Raw genomic sequence first — 18,608 nt, 5'->3', positions numbered from 1 at the left:
TAACTTAAAATTTACCCAAAATGCAGGAAGGTTCTTTCGTGGTTTTTCTTAAAAATAAATTGCAGCGATTCAAGGGGCAAACCGTTTCGCGTGCTTCTAGCAAGGCGGAAACCGATTTTTCTGCCATTGATTTTATTAAAATTATAGACCTTGATTCTTTTGGGAACTTGATGCTTTTCGTGTTTAATGATTTCTTTCTAAGTATTGATTTTGGGAATTCGGGAAGCATGTTGGTGAACAAAACTAAAAAAACAGCCGCCGATTTTTCTTTGCATTTTCCACATTCCGAGATCAATTTTTATTCGTGCGAAACTAAAATTCATCAAGGAAAACCGAATGATTATTTCCAATTTCCTAATGATATTTTAAATAAAAAATTTGATGGAGAATTGGCGTTGAGCAAACTTCAGCAATATTTCGCGGAAGAAAATATCGGAAATGCTTTGATGGAAAAAAGTGTTTTTGTTGGAATGGGCGATCTCATCAGAACCGAAGCGCTTTATCAGGCAAAAATTCATCCGGAAAGTTTGATTAAAAATATCCCGGAAAAAAAACTAATCTTCCTGATTATAAGCGCTGTGAATTTCGCAGATGAACTTGTTGAACATTTTAAAAATGATGAGGTCAACTCAAAAGCATTGATTTTTGAGAAGAAATTGTGTCCGAAAGATAAATCGGAAATTCAGATAGCTATTTCTACGGAAACTAACGGGAAGATTTACATTTGCCCGAAATGTCAGAAACTATTTTAATAAAAAAATCCTGCCGAAACAGGATTTTTTTGTTTTAATATTCGAAAGCGCTTTCCTCGAAAAGTCCGTCAACAGACCAGTATCTTTCGCCGGTATCGTAATTGAAAGTAAGAATTTTCGATCCTTCCGGAATTTCGGAAAGTTTTTTGTTGATCGCCGCCAAAGAAGCTCCAGTTGAGATTCCTGCCAGAATTCCTTCCTGTTTTGCCAGTTTTTTGGTGAATTCGTATGCTTCTTCTTTTTCCACCTGAATGGTTCCGTCGAGAATTTCCGTATTCAAAACTTTTGGGATAAACCCAGCTCCAATTCCTTGTAATGGGTGCGGACCGGGATTACCTCCGGAAATTACCGGTGAATCTTTTGGTTCCACCGCGAAGCTTTTCAAGTTTGGGAAATGGTGTTTCAAAACTTCGGTAACACCTGTGATGTGACCGCCGGTTCCCACTCCCGTAATCAAATAATCGAAACCTTCGGGGAAATCGTTGAGAATTTCCTGAGCGGTAGTTTTCTGATGAATTTCAGGGTTTGATGAATTTTCGAACTGTTGAGGAATCCAAACATTATCGAGAGTTTCTGCCATTTCCAAAGCTTTTTTCACTGCTCCGGAAGTTCCGAGTTCTCTTGGAGTCAGCACAAATTTAGCACCAAAAGATGACATTAGTTTTCTGCGTTCCACACTCATGCTTTCGGGCATTACCAAAACAAGTTGATAGCCTTTCACCGCGCAAACCATTGCAAGACCGACGCCGGTATTTCCAGAAGTCGGTTCTACAATTAGGGTGTTTTTATTGATTTTACCTTCTCTTTCAGCTTTTTCGATCATTGCGAGTGCAATTCTGTCTTTGATGCTGCCGCCGGGATTTTGGCGTTCAAGTTTCATCCAAACTTCCACATTGTTATCAAAAATAGTATTGATCTTAACGAGTGGAGTGTTTCCAATGGCTTCTAAAACATTATTAATCTTCATGATATGTATTATTTATTTTAAATTTTATTTGAATTAAATGATGAAATTAATCGGCTCATTTGCCGGGAATTTGTTTTTCACCGTGACTTGTCCTTTATGAAATACCACCGAATTTGGTGCCACACTTTCTGTGATCCAAACATTTCCACCGATGAGTGAGTTTTCACCGATGACGGTTTCGCCACCGAGAATGGTTGCGTTGGCGTAAATCACCACATGATCTTCGATGGTTGGATGGCGTTTTTGATCCTGCAAATCTTTCGTAACCGAAAGTGCGCCTAGAGTTACGCCTTGATAAATTTTCACCTTCTTGCCGATGACGGTGGTTTCGCCTATGACGATTCCGGTACCGTGGTCGATAAAGAAATTTTCACCGATTTCTGCACCGGGATGAATGTCGATTCCGGTTTTGCTGTGGGCATATTCGGTCCAGATTCTTGGGATCAGTGGGATTTTGTTTTTAAAAAGTTCGTGGGAAAGTCGGTACACAGCGATTGCAAAAAATCCTGGATAGGAAAACATCACTTCTTCTACACTTTGTGCAGCGGGATCGTTTTCAAAAATATATTGCGCATCATTTTCAAGTGAACGGTAAATCTCTGCGAATTTCTCAAAGAAAATATCACTTTCTGCCTCTTCATTTCCTGTCTTCACTGTAGCTAAAATTTCTGTGAATTCAGCTTTGAAACTGCTTAGCCGTTGCTCGATCAATTCTATTTCTGAGCATCGCTGATATTCCAACAAAAAGATAAAACGAAACAAGCGATCGATAAAATCCTCGGTTTTTCTCTTGTCGATGTCGAATTTCCTATTCTGATAGCCCAAATGGAGTTGTTCGGTGAAAGTCATATAAGGGATAATTTCTAACAAAGGTAATTAAGAATTTAAAGAAAATACTTCATTTAGGGTAACAAATAATCAACCAAGATCATTTATAAAATAAATAAATTCGAAATTTAGAATTGCCCACAACTTAAATATTTCTTAAATTTGTCCTAAGACATTGAAGGATTTTTTAAGCAAAATTTTCCTTTTTGTCGATTATTTTTAAACAATAATAAATTAAATAATAAATATGAAACCGAAAGGTTCCATATCTCCGTTAAAAACAATAAATAATTAGATATGAAAGTAACCGTTGTAGGTGCAGGTGCTGTAGGCGCAAGCTGTGCTGAATACATTGCGATGAAAGATTTCGCTTCAGAAGTAGTTTTAGTGGATATCAAAGAAGGTTTTGCCGAAGGTAAAGCGATGGATTTGATGCAAACCGCTTCATTAAACGGGTTTGATACCAAAATTACCGGAACTACCGGAGATTACAGCAAAACCGCAGGTTCTAAAGTTGCCGTAATCACTTCCGGAATTCCAAGAAAACCTGGAATGACCAGAGAAGAATTAATCGGCATCAACGCAGGAATTGTGAAGGATGTGACTGCGAATCTGGTAAAACATTCTCCGGATGTCATCATCATCGTGGTTTCCAATCCAATGGATACCATGGCTTATTTAGTTCACAAAACTTCAGGATTACCTAAAAATAAAATCATCGGAATGGGTGGTGCTTTAGATTCTGCACGTTTCAAATATCGTTTGGCAGAAGCATTGGAAAGCCCCATATCAGATGTTGACGGTATGGTGATTGCCGCACATAGCGATACCGGAATGCTTCCTTTAATGAGCAAAGCCACAAGAAATGGTGTGCCTGTAACCGAGTTTTTGTCAGAAGAACAGCAAAACTATGTTGCAGAAGAAACCAAAGTAGGAGGAGCTACGCTTACAAAATTACTCGGTACTTCAGCTTGGTATGCACCGGGAGCTGCAGTTTCTGTAATGGTTCAGGCGATCCTTTGCGACCATAAGAAAATGATTCCTTGTTCACTGATGCTCGAGGGAGAGTACGGCCAAAGCGATATCTGCTTAGGTGTTCCAGCGATTATCGGTGCTAATGGTGTTGAGAAAATCGTGGAAATTTCCTTGACAGATGCAGAAAAAGAGAAATTTACTACCGCTGCAAAAGCAGTAAGAGAAGTAAACGGAGATTTGAAGTTCTAAAAATTTCTCTATTCAAATAAACAACCTTCCGGGAAATAATCTGGAAGGTTTTTTTATGAATGAACTTAAAAATTTTAGTTCCATCTTAAAATAAAAGGATTTAACAGGAACTTAACTCTAAAGCCAATCAAACCTATTATCTTTGTATCTCTTTATAAAAGTAAAAATCATGTCCAAAAAAATTCAAATTTTAGCACTTGTTTTCTTGTCGGCTTTCAGTATGAATGCTCAGAAAAATAAAACTACCCAACTCGAAAGACCCAAGTTGGTGGTAGGTTTGGTGATCGACCAGATGCGTTGGGATTACTTGTACCGCTACTACGACAAATTCGGGAATGACGGTTTTAAAAGACTTTTAAGCCAAGGATATTCTTTAAATAATGTGCATATCAATTATGTTCCTACGGTTACTGCGATAGGTCACACTTCGATTTATACCGGCTCGGTTCCGGCGATTCACGGGATTGCAGGGAACGATTGGACGGACAAAAATACCGGCAAAAATGTATATTGCACCACCGACGAAACGGTGTCGCCAGTAGGAACTTCCAGCAAAAAAGTAGGAAGTCACTCTCCGAAAAACCTATGGTCAACTACGATTACTGACGAGTTGCGAATGGCGACTAACTTTCAGGCAAAAGTTGTGGGCGTTTCATTGAAAGATCGAGCGTCGATTCTTCCGGCGGGGCATAATCCAACCGGAGCTTTCTGGTTCGATGATTGGTCCGGGAATTTTGTGACGAGTTCTTATTATAGCAACGATTTGCCTCAATGGTTGAAGAATTTCAATGGGCAGCATTTACCAGATAAATTAATCGCAAACGGATGGAACACTTTGCTCCCGATCGATCAATACACCGAAAGCTCACCGGATAATTCTCCGTGGGAAGGATTGCTCGGAAGTGCAAAAACACCTACATTTCCTTACAGCAATTTGGCGAAGGATTATCAAGCCAAAAAAGATATTATCAGATATACCCCTTTTGGTTCTACTTTAACACTGAAAGTTGCAGAAGCTGCTTTGGATGGTGAACATTTAGGAAAAGATAATGTGACAGACTTTCTGGCAATTAATATTGCTTCAACAGATTACGCAGGCCACAAATTCGGACCCAATTCCATTGAAGTTGAGGACGTTTATTTAAGATTAGATGCGGATTTGGCGGATTTCTTCAAAATGTTAGATGCTAAAGTAGGGAAGGGACAATACACCGTTTTCCTTTCAGCTGATCATGGTGGCGCTCATGCAGAAGGTTTCATGAAAGAGCATAAAATGGCAACCGGATTTTTCGGTGAAAATGCGGAAAAGAGCTTGAATGATTTATTGAAATTGAAATATCAGTATGATAAACTCATCATTGGTATTGTTAATTATCAGATTTATTTGGATCAAAATTACATGAAAGCCAATAAAATCAATGCAGAAGAAGTCGCAGATTATTTGGTGGATGAGTTGAATAAAGATCAAACTGTTCTTTTCGCTGTGAATTTGAAAAAGATCGGGCAATCACCCATTCCGGAACCCATTAAATCTAGAATAATCAATGGTTACAATTGGCAGAGAAGTGGTGATATTCAGTTGGTATCCCACGATTCAATGTTGCCACCCTATTCCAAAACCGGAACCACCCATAGTGTTTGGAACTCATATGATTCCCATATTCCTTTGATTTTCATGGGATGGGGTTTCAAAAACGGAGAAAGCAATAAAGATTATAACATGACCGATATTGCACCGACTTTATCCGCTTTGCTCAGAATCCAATTCCCAAGTGGAAACATCGGAAATCCGATTGTAGAAGCTTTAGGAAAGTAAAATTGAATAACTACTAAACGAAAAAGAACGCACTGAAATACAGCGCGTTCTTTTTTATTATTAACATTAAAAAAAACTATTTTCCTTTTTGTGGAGGATAATTTGCCATAATTTTCGAAACAATTTCCGGGATTTGTTTTTGTTTCTGTTTTGGTGAATCCACCGAAATTCCGCTTCCGACTCCTTGCCAAACCAATTTTTGTGTTTTTGCATCAATCAAATCTATAATCAATGCACCTTCGGTATAATTGGAAGTCCAAGTTCTGTTCACTCCAACTCCCCAACCGAAAGGGCCGCCCCAACCGTACATTCCGTAAGGTTGAGTGCTTTGTACATCCTGAATCTTCTTGTGATTGGCTTTTACATTCACAATTAAATCGGGATTGTCGCTTACGCTCAGACCTTTGGTCTGTAACTGTCTGGAGACTTCATTTAACACCCGGTCTTTATCAATATCATTGAGTTTCAAATCGTCGATTCTCAGTTTATAGGTTTTATAAGCATTGAAGTTTGCGGTTTCCGCGTAATCGGATTTTACATTAAAAGGACTACAAGAAGTTAATCCCAAAGTAGCCGAAGCCAGCAATAGGAAAAAATATTTTTTGCTCATCACTTTAAAATTTTTGTTGTAGTATTCGCTAATTGTTGATTTCATCGCCAATATTTTATTTGTTTAATTTTTTTTAACAGGTTTTATGAAACGGTCGGTTTTTTTATCATAACCATACGGGCAATGTTTGCACCCACTTTTACAGCAATAGCCACGCTTGAGGTGGAAATTTTCGGTGAAAACTTTGTATCCCTGCTCGTTATAATAATAATCTTCGTTTTCTTTGATGGTATTTTTGCTCATGGGTTAAATCAAAATGACTGAAAATTTTATCTTTGTTACATGATAATGGTTTGCCAAAGGCTTCTCAAAAATACGAAAATTTCAGCGATTACAATTTTTCCCTTTATTATTCTGCGGAAAAATGCCTCGCGTCACGATCGCGTACTCATCAATCACGAGAAAATTCACCTTCGTCAGCAACTGGAGCTTTTCATTATTTTCTTCTATTTATGGTATGTCATCGAATATTATTACTGGTTTTTCCGGCTCCGAGATTCCTTTCAGGCCTACAAATCCATCTCATTCGAGCGTGAAGCTTATGCGATGGAAAACGATTTCAATTACCTCGAAACCAGAAGATGGTGGAGTTTTCTGAAGTTTATCGTATAATTTTTGGGCGCACATTTCCGGCTTTCACTACTCGCTTTTTTGTTCCTGGCTTTCCCAAGGCTTACAAAAAGAGCTCAAACAGGCCGTTCAATCCGGGGCGCAACTCGATTTCCTATCGAAAGTTTGGTTTTTAATCAAAATATTTCCCCGAAATTTGTTCCATGAAAATCCCGGAAATCCAAATTCCCATCATTCCAATTCCTTTAGAGAAAAACATAACGCTTTTCATCAAACGCGAAGATCTCATCCACCCTGAAATCTCCGGAAATAAATTCTGGAAACTCTTCTACAACATCAATCATTATTTAGAAAAAAATCCGGAAAAACCTTTCATTATAACTTTCGGAGGAGCATTTTCTAATCATATTGCCGCTGTAGCCGCATTAGGGAAAGAATCGGGAGTTTCTACTTTGGGCATCATCCGAGGAGAAGAATTGCACGGTCGTTGGCAATATAACCCAACATTGAAAACGGCTGCTGACAACGGAATGGAATTTCGTTTCGTTACCCGACAAGAATATAGCGACAAAAATCAGCTTACCGAAAATTTGCAAATTGAATTTCCGCATGCGCTCATCATTCCGGAAGGTGGAACCAACAAAAATGCAGTGAAGGGCATCCAATACCTGCTGAATAATGAAACGAAAAGTTTTGATTATCTTTGCACCGCAGTTGGAACCGGAGGAACGGTCGCAGGATTATCCAGATTTGCGGAGCAACATCAGAAGGTTTTGGGTTTTAAAGTGGTAATTGATCAGTCATTGGAAAAAACTGTTGCGGAACTTTCCGGAAAGAATAATTTTGATTTGATTGATGCACAAGATGGCGGGTACGGCAAAATAACTGATGAAAATATTCGTTTTATCAATGAATTTTACCAAAATTTCGGCATCGAACTCGATCCAATTTATACCGGAAAAATGATGAGGAAGATTTTCGAGCTTATCGAAGAAGATTATTTCCCGGAAAAGAGCCGGATTTTGGCGTTCCACACCGGCGGTTTGCAAGGAATAGAAGGAGCCAACGAAATGCTGAGGAAGAAAAACAGAGCATTGATTCAATTCGGAAAATGAGGGCTTTACCCATCAAAAAAATAAAAACATTGGCATTAGTCCAAAATTTAAAATATTTATGAAAAGCATATTTTGTATCCTTTCAATACTTATTTTATCAAAATTCCAAGCTCAGAGCTGGAAAAACGATGAGCAGTATATACAGAAATTCGCACCCTACGCTGTAGAGGAAATGGAAAAATACAAAATTCCGGCTTCCATCACTTTAGCACAAGGACTTTTAGAAACCGGCGGCGGACAAAGCCGTTTGGCACAAATCGGGAATAATCATTTCGGAATCAAATGCAAAGAAGATTGGACCGGAAAAACCATGAAACACACCGATGATGCGCCCAATGAATGTTTCCGGGTGTATGATGACCCGCGGGAATCTTACGAAGATCATTCGAAATTTTTAGCTTATCGGCAATATTATGTCAATCTTTTCAAGCTCGATATGAAAGATTATAAAGCTTGGGCGCACGGATTGAAAAAAGCTGGTTACGCCACAAATCCGCGCTATGCTTATATTTTAATTGATAAAATCGAGAAAAACAGACTTTACGAATTCGATAATACCAATTCCAAAGAGGTTTTGTACACCATCTTGAAAATGTATCCGAATTTAGAAAGCGACCGAATCTTCATGGCGCAGCTTGAACAAAGCAAAGTGAAGCCAAAACCTGCAACGGTGACAGTTCCTTACGAGCAAACTTCTTACGCAAAACAGCAACAAAAGGTCAATCAATTGAAGACCAGCGCCGAAATGCTAAATTCAATTTTGGTGAAAAACCATCCGAATGGCGGTAGAAAATTTGTTGTTATTCCAATGGATACTCAGCTTTCTTTAATCTCTAAAAAATTCGGAATTTCTGAAAGTAAATTGATGAAATGGAATGAACTCGACGGTGGAGAACTGATGAGAAACGATATTCTTTTCCTGGAATCCAAAGCTTCGAGCGGAAATTTGGCTACTTACAAAACCAAAGTAGGAGAGACGATGCATGATGTTTCCCAGAAATTCGGCATAAAACTTTCGAAATTGTATTCGAAAAACAGAATGGAGTACGGCGAACAACCCCGAGTCGGGCAACTTATTTACCTTCAAAGTAAAAAACCGAGAAGCTAAATTTATTACAAAAATAATTTCAAGAAAATGTTATACCAAAGAAGTTCAGCTTTATTCGATGAAGCGTATCAATATATTCCGGGTGGAGTGAATTCTCCGGTTCGAGCTTTCAAATCGGTGGGAGGCGTTCCTATTTTTATGAAATCTGCAAGAGGCGCTTATATGACGGATGCGGATGATAATATATACATCGATTATATTAATTCGTGGGGACCTGCAATTTTGGGACACACCCATCCTGAAGTTTTGGAAGCCATCAAAAAGCAAGCTGAAAATGGTTTTTCCTACGGAACACCTTCGGAATTGGAAACCGCAATCGCCAAATTAATTGTAGAAAATGTTCCGAATGTCGACCAGATCAGAATGGTTTCTTCGGGGACAGAAGCCTGTATGAGTGCTATCAGATTGGCGAGAGGTTTTACAGGGAGAGATAAATTCATCAAATTCGAAGGTTGTTATCACGGGCATTCCGATTCCTTTTTAATTAAAGCAGGAAGTGGCGCTGCAACTTTCGGAAATCCTAATTCGCCGGGAGTTACTGCCGGAACAGCTAAAGATACTTTGTTGGCGAGATATAATGATATTGAGCAGGTGGAAGATCTATTCCGTCACAATGCGGGCGAAATTGCCGCCATCATTGTGGAACCTGTTGCCGGAAACATGGGCTGTGTGTTGCCTGAGAACAATTTTCTTCAAAATCTGAGAAAACTCTGCGATGAAAATGGTGCATTGCTGATTTTTGATGAGGTGATGACAGGATTTCGAATGGCTTTTGGCGGTGCGCAAGAAGTTTACAGTGTGAAAGCCGATTTGGTGACCTACGGAAAAGTAATCGGAGGCGGACTTCCGGTTGGAGCTTTCGCCGGTAGAAACGAAATTATGGATCACCTTGCTCCCAAAGGCGCAGTATATCAGGCCGGGACTTTAAGCGGAAATCCTTTGGCGATGAGAGCGGGTTTAACAACGCTGGAACTCATCAGAAAAGATGAAAATTTCTACCAGAATATCAATAAAACAACTGAAACGCTTGATTTTGAAATCGGGAAAATTTTAAATTCTAAAAATATCGAACACCGAATCAACCGAAAAGGTTCCATGATGAGCGTCTTTTTCCATATCAATTCGGTTTCTAATTTTGATGAAGCGGCGAACGCGAATCATTCGTTGTTCAATAATTTCTTTCATTTTCTGCTTGAAAACGGGATTTACCTTCCACCAAGTGGCTACGAAACGTGGTTTATTTCTGATGCGATTAAAGAAAAAGAAATCGACCGAACGCTGGAAGTGATTCGCAAGTTTGAGTACTCATAAATTAAAAAAGGAATAATAAAAAATATCATTTTGCCGTTAGTAGATAAAACTAAGAAGCGATGAAAAAGAAAATACTAAACATATTAGGCATTTCATGGATTGTGACGACAATTGGTTTTGTAATGGACGGAGATCCTACAGTGCCAGGTGTACTATTAAGACTTACGGAGTTTTTCTTCATGTTAGGAATTGTGTTCTTAATTCTGTCCGTTTTTTATTTCGGAAGTCTGTTTGTTAGAAGCAGTTTTCGAAAATTAATCAAGTGAAACTGAAACATACATCAACAAAAAGCCAACCGAAAATTTTCAGTTGGCTTTTTTATTATTAATCGTTAGGATATGGAATCGCTTTATCTTTTTCTATGGGCAAATAATATTTTTTTATACTTTGCTGTAGAGTTTTTCTTTTTTTTTCAATTTCCTCGGGAGAGCTTAAATCATGTTCAGAAGCAATAGTACCTCCTTTTTTTGCAAATTCATGTAACACTTCAACGATGTTGTTATAGTAATCAAGTTTTACTTTTTGGTATTGTTTTAAGGAAATAGGAATTGGTTTTTTACCGTAGTGTGTTTCTAAGAAGTCGGTTGTATCGTAAGTTTTGGGTAAATTCTTGTTCTTTGTTAAAGCATAATGAAAAATATTTTCTGAATCGTAAACTTCATAAACCAAGCCGGACAATCCATTAAATTTATATGGGCCTTCTTGGAAAGGTATTTTTGAATCGAACCATGCTATCCATTTTCTTCCGCCAAAATTTGTGGATGCTTTTTGCAGCGTTATATTTTCAATTTTCTTTATTTCTTTTTCTAGTTTCCAATTCATTTTATCATTGGATCTGACAACAAAATAGTCATAAGTATGGGTAAGAAATTGTTGGTTTTCTGAGGTATTTGTTTTTCTGATAAGAAGCTGGTTCGATTCAGAATTTGTCTGCATTTTTTGATTGGAAGACTTATTTATGGAATCTACTTTAAGAAATTCTTCGTCGTAGAACTTAGACTTATCTTTATCTATGTCTAAAACCATATTTATTGTCGCAGTATCAGTAGGTTTTCTTATCGTCAAATCATAAAAGAAGCGATGGGTTTGTGCAAATGAAATGGTGATGCAAAATATTGCGATCAATAATAATGTTTTTTTCATTATTTAAATTTTTTGGCTTAAAATTCATTAAGGTTTTGCTCTTTCATATTGATGTGGGAAAAAGCAATGGTCTTTATTTTTAAATGACCCCCGAACAGGAAGGTAAGGATTTCTTAGAATTTCGCGGGCGACAAAAATCAGATCTGCTTGATTATTTTGCAAAATTTCCTCTGCTTGTCTTGCTGTTTTTATTAATCCCACAGCGCCGGTTGCAATTTCGGCATCTTTTTTAACAGCTTCCGCTAATGGAACCTGATAGCCATCAAACAAATTGATCTTCGCGCCGTGAATGTTTCCTCCACTTGAAACATCGATGAGGTCAACACTTTTTTCCTTTAGAATTTTGGCTAATGCTACACTGTCTTTAATGTTCCAACCATTGACTGCATATTCAGTTCCAGAAATTCTTACAAATAACGGATGGTTTTCATCCAGAAGTTCATTCACTGCCTCTACAATTTCGAGCAGAAAACGAGTTCTGTTTTCAAAACTTCCGCCATATTCGTCGGTTCGTGTGTTCGATAAAGGCGACAAAAACTGATGAACGAGATAGCCGTGAGCAGCATGAATCTCAATCACATCGAAACCCGCATCGATGGCGCGTTTTGCGGCTTCTTTAAAGCTTTTAATCAAATTTTTAATTTCTTCAACTGAAAGTTCATGTGGAATTCTTTCATCTTCGGAATAAGGAATCGGCGAGGGTGCTACAGTTTCCCAACCTTCTTCCAAAGAAATCTGTTTTCCGTTCCAGGTGGAAGCTTTTCTTCCGGCATGAGCTAGCTGAATTCCGATTTTGCTTGCAGAGTTTTCATGAACGAATTTCACTATTTTGGAAAGCGCATCTGCTTGATCATCATTCCAGATTCCCATGCATTTATTTGTTATTCGACCTTCCGGCACCACGCCCGTTGCTTCGATAATGATGAGGCCGACTCCACCTTGTGCGCGGCTCCCATAATGCACAAAATGAAAATCGTTGGGCATTCCATTTTCGCAGGAATACATACACATTGGCGACATTACCCAACGGTTTTTCAGTTCTAGATTTCTGAGTTTTATAGGGGTGTATAACATATTTTTGGACTTATATTTAAACCTGCAAATTAACGGTATTTTTCCCATTTTTAAAGTTTGCTTTGCGATCAACTTCATGTACGCTGTTTCACAAATTTTCTTATCTTTACTTCCCAATTTTTTTAAATGGAAAAAGAATTAAAAATCACTTTCGAATCCATCGAAAACTACAATAGTCTTGATGCGATCGAAAAAAAACTCTTCGATGCGGCTCAAAAGATTCGCGAAAAAGCATACGCTCCCTATTCAAATTTTCAAGTTGGATGTGCGATTCTTTTAGAAAACGGCGAGATCATTTCGGGCAGTAATCAGGAAAATGCGGCTTATCCGTCGGGTTTATGTGCAGAACGAACCACAATTTTTTGGGCAGCAGCGAATTTTCCTGATGTGAAAATGAAGAAATTATTCGTGATCGGTGCTCCAAAAGATGCGGTTTCTTCCGTTCCTATACCGCCATGTGGTGGTTGTAGACAATCGATTTTGGAGTATGAAGCCAAACAAAAAGAAGGAATTGAAATTTATTTTGCTTCATTGGATGGTGAGATTTACAAAACCAAAACAATCCGCGATTTGTTGCCGTTTTCGTTTGATTCTTCTTACCTTTAAATTCAAATTTAATTCATTTTATCCTTCGGAATTTCAAAGAAAATACCATGAGAATTGCAGCCATCGATATCGGGAGTAATGCCGCTCGACTTTTGATTAATGAAGTCATCGAACCCAAAAAAGGCAAACCGGAATTTACCAAACTCAATCTTTTGAGGATTCCTTTGCGTTTGGGAATGGATGTTTTTGCGAAAGGCGAAATAGGTCCGGAACGAGAAAAAATGGTGATTGATTCGATGAAAATTTTCAGTGATTTGATGAAGATTTACCAGGTAGAACATTACCGAGCGTGTGCTACCAGTGCGATGCGCGATGCGAAAAATGGGCAGAAAATCATCAGTGAAGTGAAAAAAGCTTCAGGGATTGAAATCGAAATTATTTCCGGAGATGAAGAAGCGACTTTGATCTATGAAAATCACGTTGCAGAAGGACTTGACAAAGATTTTGCTTATTTATACATCGATGTTGGCGGCGGTTCTACCGAACTTACTTTCTACGAAGGCGGAAAAATGATCTACGAAAAATCTTTCAATATCGGGACCATTCGATTGCTTAATGGTTTGGTAACCGATGATCATTGGAAAGAAATGAAAGAAGAAATCAGAAAAAACATCAATAGCAAAAAACCTATTGTCGCCATAGGTTCCGGAGGAAATATCAACAAAATATTTTCGATGAGCAAAACGAAAGACGGAAAACCCATGTCAACCACATTTCTGAAAAAATATTACAAAGAAATGAACGAACTTTCGGTTCCGGAACGAATGAGCAAATACGGTTTGCGAGAGGATCGGGCGGATGTTTTGGTTCCAGCTTTGGAGATTTTCAATAATGTGATGAACTGGAGCGACATCAGCAAAATATTTGTGCCGAAAATTTCGGTTGCCGATGGATTGATTCATAGTATTTTTGATGATTTGACGGCAAAGAAAAACCTTGATAAATCTTAATATTTTTTCTATTTTAAGGAATTGTAAACAACTTTTTGTTCACAATTCTTTAATCTTGTTTTAAACATTCTTTTACTTAATAATTTGATTTTTGCATAAATCTAATTTAAAAGTAAAATAATGAGAAAACTTTACCTGATTCAACTCTTTACGATTATTTTTTCGCTGAGTTTTCAGTCGGTTAATTCGCAAACGCTGGTACATTACTGGAATTTCAACAATAACTCTTCACTTGCCACCATCAGTACGCCAAATGTAGCATTGGTTCCCGGAGCATCCCTGCAGGCGATTCCCGGTGGATCGAGTGTAATTGATTTTGCGGGCGGAACAGGCCAGAACTTCAACGTTGAAAATTTAAATGCTAGAAATGGTGATATTTCCGGGACGCATTTAAGATTCAATAATCCGATTGGTGGCGCACTGCAATTTGATCTTCCCACAACCGGTTACAAAAATGTGGTAGTGAAATTCACCACAAGAAGATCGGGGTCCGGAGCGGGAACTCAACTTTGGTCGTTTTCCATTGATGGAAATAATTTTATTCCCTTTGCAACCATTTTTCCGGTAGACGGAAATCCAAACTTGCAAACTTTGGATTTTTCCACAATTGCCAATGTTTCCAATAATCCTAATTTTAAATTGAAAGTCGAATTCTCTGCAATTCCAGGTGGTTCTGTAGGAAATAATCGATTTGATAATTTCACGTTAGATGCTACACCTGAAGGAATAGATACTACTGCGCCTGTAGTTACTTACAATCCGCCAAATAGTGCTACAAATGTTGCCACTACAGTAAAGCCGAAAATTTCTTTTAATGAAAATATTCGTCTTATTGATAATTCTGAAATTACCAATCCCCAGGACTTAGTAGAACTTCGGTTGGGAAATTCTACTGGAAGTTTGGTTCCATTTTTTGCGAGTTTTTCCAATAATGAAATTACGGTAAACCCTATCCCAGGTTTAGACATTAATCAAACTTATTACCTGGCTTTAAAACCGAACATGGTTGAAGATTTTAGTGATAATGCAGTAGTATCATCTACCTCAAGTATTTTTACTACCGCCGGAACATCTGTTTCTTTTGCTAAAAATTTCGTAAAAGTTCAAGAAAACGCCGGTTCACTTATTTTTGATCTTAATATCAGTTCACCTTCCAACGCAACGGTTGATTTAGTGGTGAAAGTTGCGCCTTTCAGCACTGCAAATTCTGGTGATTTCACGTTAGCAACACAAACCATCCAAATTACTCCTTCAACTCCCGTTATTTACAATATTTCTATTCCTATTATTGATGATCAATTGGAGGAACAACAAGCGGAATATTTTGTGGTAAGTTTAGAAAATCCTGTAGGAACTACTATTTCCGGAAGTTCTTTTGCAACAATTTTTATCATTGATAACGACAAATTGGCACCAATTCCAAATAATCAAATTTCTTTAAATTATATCGGAAGTTTTGATCCATCAGGCTCGAATAATAGCACCACAGAAATTGTAGTTCACGACCCGATTTCCAAAAGATTGTTCACCACAAGTGCTGTTTCCGGACTTTTGGACATTGTAGATTTCAGCAATCCATCTGCTCCTTCGGTAATCAGTTCGATTGATATGAATGCTTATGGTGGATTAACCAGTGTGGCAGTGAAAAATGGAATTGTAGCAGTTGCTTCTCCGAATTCAGTTCCACAAAATAACGGATCTGTTGTATTTTTTGATACAAACGGAAATTTTATAAATAAAGTTACCGTCGGCGCTCTACCGGATATGATTACGTTTACGCCCGATGGAAGCAAAGTTCTTACTGCAAACGAAGGCGAGCCGAACGCTGATTATTCCTTAGATCCAGAAGGGTCGGTTTCGATTATCGATGTTTCTGGAGGAATTTCCACGCTTTCGCAATCGAATGTAACCACACTTTTATTTACTGATTTCAACAGTCAGGAAGCATCTTTACTTGCATCAGGAATCAGAAAACTGAAAGCTTCAAGCACACTTTCTCAAGATTTGAAACCGGAATATATTGCAGTAAACAGCGATAATCAGAAAGCTTTTGTAACGATACAAGAAAATAATGCAATTGCGGAAATTAATTTAAATTATAAAACCATCGCTGCACTTTGGGCTTTAGGTAAAAAAGATATGAGCTTGCCAGGAAACGGTTTCGATGCCTCAGATAATAATAATGAAATATTGATCGCCAACTGGCCGGTGAAAACCTTCTACATCCCAGATGCTGTGGCAACTTACAACGTTGGCGGAACTAATTATTTAGTAACAGCAAACGAAGGTGACGAAAAAGAATTCAGCAATTTAAATGAAAGAACAACATTGGGAGCTTCGAGCTATGCCTTAGATCCGGCAATTTTTCCACAATCGGAAGTATTGAAAGCCTCTCATAATTTAGGAAGATTCCGAGTGACAAATTTAAACGGAAATACAGATTCTGATGCTGCTTTCGAAGAAATCAATGCAGTTGGATCTCGGTCTTTCTCTATTTTCAATGCGGATACAAAACAAATCGTTTTCGATAGTGGTGACGATTTTGAAAGATACACGGCACAGCACTTTACAAATATTTTCAATGCTGATCACGAAAGCAATACCCCTAAAAACAGAAGCCGATCAAAAGGTCCGGAACCGGAAGGAGTGACGATTGCTAAGATTTCAAATGAAACCTTCGCGTTTATTTCTTTGGAAAGAGTAGGAGGAGTAATGGTTTACAACATAAGCAATCCAAATGCTCCTGTTTTTGTTGATTATAAAAATACCAGATCCACTTCAGCTTACGGCGGAGACAACGGTGCCGAAGGAATTACTTACATTCCGAAAACCGAAAGCGCAACCGGGAAAGGGTACATCGTAATTGCCAACGAAATCAGTGGCACATTGACAATTTATGAGATAAATGACGATGTGTTGGATTCAAAAGAGGCTACAAATACAACAAAAACATTTGCTGTCTTTCCTAATCCTGCTCCAAAAGGTTTGGTGTATTTCAACCGAGCAGCAGATGTGGAAATTTATGATATGGCTGGAAAGCTCGTTCAAAAATCGAAAAACGCGAAAACTATTGATACTACTACCTTCAGCACCGGAGTTTACTTAATAAAAACTTCCGAAGGAATGGTGAAAAGAATGATCGTGAAGTAACTCTTATTTTTTTCAATAAAGCGAGGATTTCCAATTTGGAAATCCTCGCTTTTTTTTTAATTTTAATAAAATTTTTCGCTTGGATTTTATCTTTTCCCCAATTCTATCACTTCCAAATTTTCAATTTTATCGCCATTGATTTCAAAACGCATCATCGTGCGGGTTTTATGCCAACCTTCTTTTCCGCAAGCGCCGGGATTGAGGTGTAGTAAATTATTTTTTTGATCGTACATGGCTTTCAGAATGTGAGAATGCCCGGAAATGAAAAGGTTTGGCGCTTTTTCAGCGATTTCTTTTTTTGCTAATGGAGAATATTTTCCGGGATAACCACCGATATGTATCATTAAAACTTCTACATTTTCAATGGTAAAACGGGAAACTTCCGGAAAGATTTTTCTTACTTTTTCCCCATCGATATTTCCGTAAACGCCACGCAAAGTGGTAATTTTTTCCAGCTTTTCGATGACTTGCGGATTGCCGAAATCTCCGCAATGCCATATTTCATCGGCTTGTGAGGCGTAATCTAATATTCGGTCATCTATATAGGAATGAGAATCGGAGAGGAGCAAAATCTTTTTCATGGGAAAGCAATTTACTCGATTTTTCTTGAATTTTACGGATTAAATTTTAGAAATTTGCATCAATGAGATATTTCATCGAGTTTTCTTATCAAGGCAAGAATTATTTCGGCTACCAAATACAGCCCAACGAGATTTCCGTACAGCAGGAATTAGAGAAAGCGCTTTCAACTTTGCTGAGACAAGACATCAAAACCACGGGTGCAGGAAGAACCGATACCGGAGTTCATGCAAAAAAGATGTTTGCTCATTTCGACACCGATTTGGTTTTGGATCATCATCTGGTTTACAAACTCAATAGTTTTTTGCCTCAAGATATCGCTGTGAAAAGAATATTTGAGGTGAAAGAAAATTTTCATGCCCGGTTTGATGCCACTTTCCGAACTTATGAATATTATATTTCTTTAGAAAAAAATCCTTTTACCCTGGATCATTCTTGGCAAATGTGGAAAAGAAAACTGGATGTCGAAAAAATGAATGATGCCTGCAAAATCCTATTTGAGTATGAAGACTTCACGAGTTTTGCAAAACTTCACACCGACAATAAAACCAATAACTGCCAAATTTATAAAGCGTTTTGGGAGCAAAATGGAACGGAACTGAAATTCACTATTTCCGCGGATCGGTTTCTGAGAAATATGGTTCGCGCAATTGTGGGAACTATGGTGGAAATAGGAAACGGGAAAATACAACCTGAAAATTTAAGAACCATCATCGAAGAAAAAAATCGAAATTCCGCGGGTACATCGGCTCCTGCGCAAGGACTTTTTTTGGTGGATGTAGGTTATAATTTTGAGTAAGATTAA

18 protein-coding genes are annotated in these 18,608 nt (G+C 38.0%); 11 read left to right on the top strand and 7 right to left on the bottom strand.

Going from position 1 to position 18,608, the window contains the following annotated elements; translation table 11 throughout:
- Positions 1 to 20 precede the first annotated feature (20 nt).
- Positions 21 to 752 carry a hypothetical protein gene (locus H0S70_RS07830; RefSeq protein WP_188320407.1) on the top strand — a complete coding sequence of 244 codons (732 nt, stop codon included), beginning with the start codon at positions 21 to 23 and terminating at the stop codon, positions 750 to 752.
- A 34-nt stretch (positions 753 to 786) separates the two neighbouring features.
- Here H0S70_RS07830 and cysK read toward each other — a convergent pair whose 3' ends face one another.
- Positions 787 to 1,719 (bottom strand): cysteine synthase A, encoded by a 933-nt coding sequence (gene cysK, locus H0S70_RS07825; RefSeq protein ID WP_188320406.1) that lies wholly within the window; start codon positions 1,717 to 1,719, stop codon positions 787 to 789.
- A gap of 33 nt (positions 1,720 to 1,752) precedes the next feature.
- Complete coding sequence (epsC, locus tag H0S70_RS07820) at positions 1,753 to 2,568, bottom strand: serine O-acetyltransferase EpsC (RefSeq protein ID WP_188320405.1); 816 nt, start codon at positions 2,566 to 2,568, stop codon at positions 1,753 to 1,755.
- Positions 2,569 to 2,844: 276 nt separating this feature from the next.
- On the opposite strand from epsC, the gene H0S70_RS07815 reads away from it, so the two are divergent.
- Positions 2,845 to 3,771: a malate dehydrogenase gene (locus H0S70_RS07815; protein ID WP_188320404.1), complete on the top strand. Its 927-nt coding sequence runs from the start codon at positions 2,845 to 2,847 to the stop codon at positions 3,769 to 3,771.
- A gap of 169 nt (positions 3,772 to 3,940) precedes the next feature.
- On the top strand, positions 3,941 to 5,587 hold the full coding sequence (gene pafA / locus H0S70_RS07810) for an alkaline phosphatase PafA (RefSeq protein ID WP_188320403.1): 1,647 nt from the start codon (positions 3,941 to 3,943) through the stop codon (positions 5,585 to 5,587).
- Positions 5,588 to 5,663: 76 nt separating this feature from the next.
- On the opposite strand, the gene H0S70_RS07805 is transcribed toward pafA, so the two are convergent.
- Together H0S70_RS07805 and H0S70_RS07800 are read right to left on the bottom strand one after the other, a co-directional pair.
- A complete protein-coding gene (locus H0S70_RS07805; RefSeq protein ID WP_394367287.1) occupies positions 5,664 to 6,242 on the bottom strand; it encodes a DUF4136 domain-containing protein in 579 nt (192 codons plus the stop codon).
- A gap of 18 nt (positions 6,243 to 6,260) precedes the next feature.
- Entirely contained in the window at positions 6,261 to 6,440 is a 180-nt protein-coding gene (locus H0S70_RS07800) for a DUF5522 domain-containing protein (protein WP_088263627.1), read from the bottom strand.
- Positions 6,441 to 6,479: 39 nt separating this feature from the next.
- Between H0S70_RS07800 and H0S70_RS07795 the strand changes: the two genes are divergently transcribed.
- The 4 genes from H0S70_RS07795 to hemL all read left to right on the top strand — a co-directional run bounded on the left by H0S70_RS07795 (position 6,480) and on the right by hemL (position 10,301).
- Positions 6,480 to 6,809, top strand: coding sequence for a hypothetical protein (locus H0S70_RS07795; protein ID WP_031502914.1), 330 nt, complete (start codon positions 6,480 to 6,482; stop codon positions 6,807 to 6,809).
- Positions 6,810 to 6,970: 161 nt separating this feature from the next.
- Positions 6,971 to 7,882 carry a 1-aminocyclopropane-1-carboxylate deaminase/D-cysteine desulfhydrase gene (locus H0S70_RS07790; protein ID WP_188320402.1) on the top strand — a complete coding sequence of 304 codons (912 nt, stop codon included), beginning with the start codon at positions 6,971 to 6,973 and terminating at the stop codon, positions 7,880 to 7,882.
- Between the two features lie 58 nt (positions 7,883 to 7,940).
- Entirely contained in the window at positions 7,941 to 8,990 is a 1,050-nt protein-coding gene (locus tag H0S70_RS07785) for a glucosaminidase domain-containing protein (protein ID WP_188320401.1), read from the top strand.
- Between the two features lie 27 nt (positions 8,991 to 9,017).
- Positions 9,018 to 10,301: a glutamate-1-semialdehyde 2,1-aminomutase gene (gene hemL, locus H0S70_RS07780; protein ID WP_188320400.1), complete on the top strand. Its 1,284-nt coding sequence runs from the start codon at positions 9,018 to 9,020 to the stop codon at positions 10,299 to 10,301.
- A gap of 324 nt (positions 10,302 to 10,625) precedes the next feature.
- On the opposite strand, the gene H0S70_RS07775 is transcribed toward hemL, so the two are convergent.
- The gene (locus H0S70_RS07775) at positions 10,626 to 11,444 is read right to left on the bottom strand and encodes a GLPGLI family protein (protein ID WP_188320399.1); all 819 of its coding nucleotides are present in this window, start codon (positions 11,442 to 11,444) and stop codon (positions 10,626 to 10,628) included.
- Positions 11,445 to 11,471: 27 nt separating this feature from the next.
- Positions 11,472 to 12,518: an NADPH dehydrogenase NamA gene (namA, locus tag H0S70_RS07770; RefSeq protein ID WP_188320398.1), complete on the bottom strand. Its 1,047-nt coding sequence runs from the start codon at positions 12,516 to 12,518 to the stop codon at positions 11,472 to 11,474.
- Positions 12,519 to 12,644: 126 nt separating this feature from the next.
- On the opposite strand from namA, the gene cdd reads away from it, so the two are divergent.
- The 3 genes from cdd to H0S70_RS07755 all read left to right on the top strand — a co-directional run bounded on the left by cdd (position 12,645) and on the right by H0S70_RS07755 (position 17,224).
- Complete coding sequence (gene cdd, locus H0S70_RS07765; protein ID WP_188320397.1) at positions 12,645 to 13,124, top strand: cytidine deaminase; 480 nt, start codon at positions 12,645 to 12,647, stop codon at positions 13,122 to 13,124.
- Between the two features lie 47 nt (positions 13,125 to 13,171).
- A complete protein-coding gene (locus tag H0S70_RS07760; protein ID WP_188320396.1) occupies positions 13,172 to 14,074 on the top strand; it encodes a Ppx/GppA phosphatase family protein in 903 nt (300 codons plus the stop codon).
- Positions 14,075 to 14,194: 120 nt separating this feature from the next.
- Positions 14,195 to 17,224 (top strand): choice-of-anchor I family protein, encoded by a 3,030-nt coding sequence (locus H0S70_RS07755; RefSeq protein ID WP_188320395.1) that lies wholly within the window; start codon positions 14,195 to 14,197, stop codon positions 17,222 to 17,224.
- Between the two features lie 86 nt (positions 17,225 to 17,310).
- Here H0S70_RS07755 and H0S70_RS07750 read toward each other — a convergent pair whose 3' ends face one another.
- Complete coding sequence (locus H0S70_RS07750) at positions 17,311 to 17,805, bottom strand: metallophosphoesterase family protein (RefSeq protein ID WP_123248445.1); 495 nt, start codon at positions 17,803 to 17,805, stop codon at positions 17,311 to 17,313.
- Positions 17,806 to 17,867: 62 nt separating this feature from the next.
- Here H0S70_RS07750 and truA point away from each other — a divergent pair, with 62 nt between their 5' ends.
- Entirely contained in the window at positions 17,868 to 18,602 is a 735-nt protein-coding gene (gene truA / locus H0S70_RS07745) for a tRNA pseudouridine(38-40) synthase TruA (protein ID WP_188320394.1), read from the top strand.
- The last annotated feature ends 6 nt before the right edge of the window (positions 18,603 to 18,608 follow it).

It is taken from the genome of Chryseobacterium manosquense, from assembly GCF_014623485.1.
GTDB lineage: Bacteria > Bacteroidota > Bacteroidia > Flavobacteriales > Weeksellaceae > Kaistella > Kaistella haifensis.
The sequence above is the reverse complement of the archived record's forward strand: the minus strand, read 5'-3'. Positions and strand labels throughout refer to the sequence as shown.